The sequence below is a fragment of the Nocardioides sp. genome (assembly GCF_034670285.1).
GTDB lineage: Bacteria > Actinomycetota > Actinomycetes > Propionibacteriales > Nocardioidaceae > Nocardioides.
In genome coordinates, this window is sequence record NZ_JAXMNS010000407.1 from 1 (window position 1) to 3275 (window position 3275).

Below are 3275 nucleotides of genomic sequence, written 5' to 3' on the forward strand. Positions count from 1 at the left end.
CGTTCATCGAGTACCTCGAGCGTTACCCCCTCGACAAGCTCCCCACGATGGGCGGCCTGGCCGCCACCGTGGTCATCACCGCCCCCGCCGACACCTTCACCGGCGGTGTGCAGAAGGCGGGCCGCACCGAGGGCGGGGTCGGGGTCTCACCCGGACAACTCATCCGCCTGGCCTGCGAGGCGAAGGTCCTGCCCGCCGTGCTCGACAAGGGCGGTCACGTCCTCGACCTCGGCCGCACGCACCGGTTCCACAACGCCGCCCAACGCCTGGCGCTCATCATCGAGCAGAAGACCTGCCAACACCCGGTCTGCGAGACCGCCGGCGCCTACTGCCACGTCCACCACACCACCGCCTGGGCCCGCGGTGGCGAAACGAACACCCGCGACGCGGTCCTGCTCTGCCCCTTCCACCACCACCAGGCCCACACCCAGCACCTCGACTACCCGCTCAGGACGTGAGCCTGGTGAGCAGCGCCACGCACTCCACGTGGTGCGTCATCGGGAACAGGTCGAAGGCCCTCAGGTCGGACAGCTCGTACCCGTGCTCGGCGAAGATCGCCACGTCGCGCGCCAGCGCGGCAGGATCGCACGCGACGTACGCGATCGCTCGCGGCGTGCGCGCGACCACCTGCTCCACCACGGCACGCTTCGCGCCCTCACGCGGAGGGTCGAGCACGACGAGGTCGAACGGCGTGTCGTACGACGCCTTGAGCACCTCGGCGACGTCACCCGACGTGGCCTCCGCGCCGGGGGCGTTGGTGCCCGTCAGGCGTGACGCGCGGCGGTCGCCCTCGACAGCCACGACCCGGCCGGTCTCGCCGACCCGCTCGAGCACGAAGCGTGCGAAGAGCCCGACGCCGGAGTAGAGGTCGAGGGCCGACTCCCCCGGCTTGGGGTCGAGGGCCCCGAGGACGGCGTCGACGAGAGCCTCCGGCGCGCCCGGGTGCACCTGCCAGAAGCCACCCTCGGCGACCTCGAAGTCGATCCCGTGAACCGCCTGCCGTGGGCCGGCAGGCGCCTCGAGCAGGCACTCATCGATCGGCACCAGCTCGTGCGAGCGGTGCTTGCGCATCGCACGCCCGCCGTCGGGCAGCTCGACGTAGCGCTGACGGGTGCGCCAGTGGAGGCCGTGGTCGTCGCCGGGCACGGCCTCGACGCTCACCTCGACGTCCAGCCCGGCGAGACGGTGCAGCTGCTCGCGCACCACGTCGGCCTTCAGGGCTCGCTGGCGCTCGAGGGCGACGTGCTGGAAGTCGCAGCCACCGCAGGCATCGGGGCCGGCGAAGCGGCACGGGGCCTCGACGCGGTCGCTCGACGCCTCGTGGATCTCCACGGCGTCGGCGCGCCAGAAGCGGTCACCGTCGGTGCCCTCGGTGATGCGGACCAGCACCCGCTCGCCCGGGAGCGCGTGCCGGACGAAGACCGCGCGGCCCTCGTGACGCGCGACGCAGAACCCGCCGTGGGCCACGGGGCCGACCTCGACCTCGACGGTCTCGCCCACCCGGGAGCGACCTCGCGGCCGTGCCTGGCGGTGCCTGCTCCTGCTCATCGGTCTCGCCTGTTCATCGGTCTCGCCTGTCCCGGCGCTCGTCGACCCGACCGCGGCGCAGGTCGCCGGGGCGCACTCGGAAGTCGTCACGCTCGTCGCGCTCGCGAGCGATCTCGGAGGACCGCAGCTGGTAGGGCACCGAGATGACCATGACGCCCGGGCTGAACAGCAGCCTGCCCTTGAGGCGCAACGCGGTCTGGTTGTGGAGCAACTGCTCCCACCAACGACCCACGACGTACTCGGGGATGTAGACGGCCACCACGCCGCGCGGGTTGCTGCGCCTGATCTCGGAGACGTACTGGAGGATCGGTCGGATGAGCTCGCGGTAGGGCGAGTGCAGCACCTTCAGCGGCACCCCGAGGTTGCGCTCGTCCCACGCGTCGATGAGCTGGTTGGTCTCCTTCGGGTCGGTGGCGACGTAGATGCCCTCGAGCACGTTGGGCCGCGAGGCCTTCGCGAAGGCGAGCGCGCGCAGCGTGGGCTTGTGGATCTTCGACACCAGCACGACCGCGTGCACGCGGGTGGGCATCACCTTGTCCTCCTCGTCGGCCGCGAGCTCGAGCTGCACCTTGTCGTAGTGGCCCTTGATGCCGCGCATGACGGCGAAGAAGAAGATCATCGCCAGGATCGTGATCCAGGCACCGGCGAGGAACTTGGTGACGAGCACGATCACCAGCACGACCGAGGTGAAGCTCAGTCCGATCGCGTTGATGACCCGGGAGCGATACATGCGACCACGCTTGTCCGGGTCACGCTCGGTCTTCAGCTCACGGGTCCAGTGCTTGATCATCCCGAGCTGGCTGAGGTTGAAGGAGACGAAGACTCCCACGATGTAGAGCTGGATCAGCTTGGTGACCTCGGCGTCGAAGATCACGATCAGCACGATCGCCATGACGGCCAAGAACAGGATGCCGTTGGAGTAGGCCAGCCGGTCACCGCGCGAGCCGAGCGCCCGGGGCGCGAGGCCGTCCTTGGCCAGGATCGAGCCGAGCACCGGGAAGCCGTTGAAGGCGGTGTTGGCGGCCAGCACCAGGATCACGCCGGTGACGGTGACGGTGAAGTAGAACCCCGGGCTGAAGTCGAAGAAGATCGCCTTGGCGATCTGGGCGATGACGGCGTGCTGGTCGTAGTCGGCCGGCACCGGCGATCCGTCAGGAAAGCTGAGCCGGTCGTACTCGTGCGGGTCGACGTAGCGCAGACCCATCTCCTTGGCCAGCACGATGATGCTGATCATCATCGTGATGGCGATCAGCCCGAGGAGGGCCAACGTGGTCGCTGCGTTGGCGCTCTTGGGCCGCTGGAAGGCGGGCACGCCGTTGGAGATCGCCTCGACCCCGGTCAGGGCAGCACAGCCGGACGAGAAGGCGCGCGCCAGCAGGAAGAGCAGGCCGATCGTCGTGACCGCACCCTCGTACTCGGGCGCCGGGGCGATGATCAGGTCGGCACTCTCGACGTCCGGGAGGTTGCCGGTGACGAGCTGCAGGAACCCGTAGGCGCACATCCCGAGGATCGCCACCATGAACAGGTAGGTCGGGACGGCGAAGAACGTGCCCGACTCCCGGATGCCGCGCAGGTTCATCGCCGTCAGCAGCACCACCATGGCCGAGCCGAACAGCGCCTCGTCGGCGACCCGCTGCTCCTTCTGCGAGGACAGGCTGCGCGCCGCGACGGCGGCCTCGATGACGGTTGCCGGCGAACCGAGGTCCTGGGCTTCGATCACCGACCAG

Annotated in this window: 3 protein-coding genes; 1 reads left to right on the top strand and 2 read right to left on the bottom strand. The window is 69.6% G+C overall.

Annotation, left to right across the window (positions count from 1 at the left end):
- Positions 1-458, top strand: a 458-nt coding sequence (locus VOI19_RS16705) for an HNH endonuclease signature motif containing protein (RefSeq protein WP_323794089.1), incomplete at its 5' end; no start/stop codon positions are given.
- Here the strand turns inward: VOI19_RS16705 and VOI19_RS16710 are convergent.
- Positions 448-1548 carry a class I SAM-dependent RNA methyltransferase gene (locus tag VOI19_RS16710; RefSeq protein WP_323794090.1) on the bottom strand — a complete coding sequence of 367 codons (1101 nt, stop codon included), beginning with the start codon at positions 1546-1548 and terminating at the stop codon, positions 448-450. The two genes, VOI19_RS16705 and VOI19_RS16710, sit on opposite strands and share 11 nt — an antisense overlap.
- A gap of 13 nt (positions 1549-1561) precedes the next feature.
- The coding region (locus VOI19_RS16715) for a DNA-binding protein (RefSeq protein WP_323794091.1) at positions 1562-3275 on the bottom strand (1714 nt) is incomplete at its 5' end.

What these genes read in the sequence shown, in the direction of transcription:
- VOI19_RS16710 (WP_323794090.1), bottom strand. Translation starts at nt 1,548, where the DNA reads ATGAGCAGGAGCAGGCACCGCCAGGCACGGCCGCGAGGTCGCTCCCGG.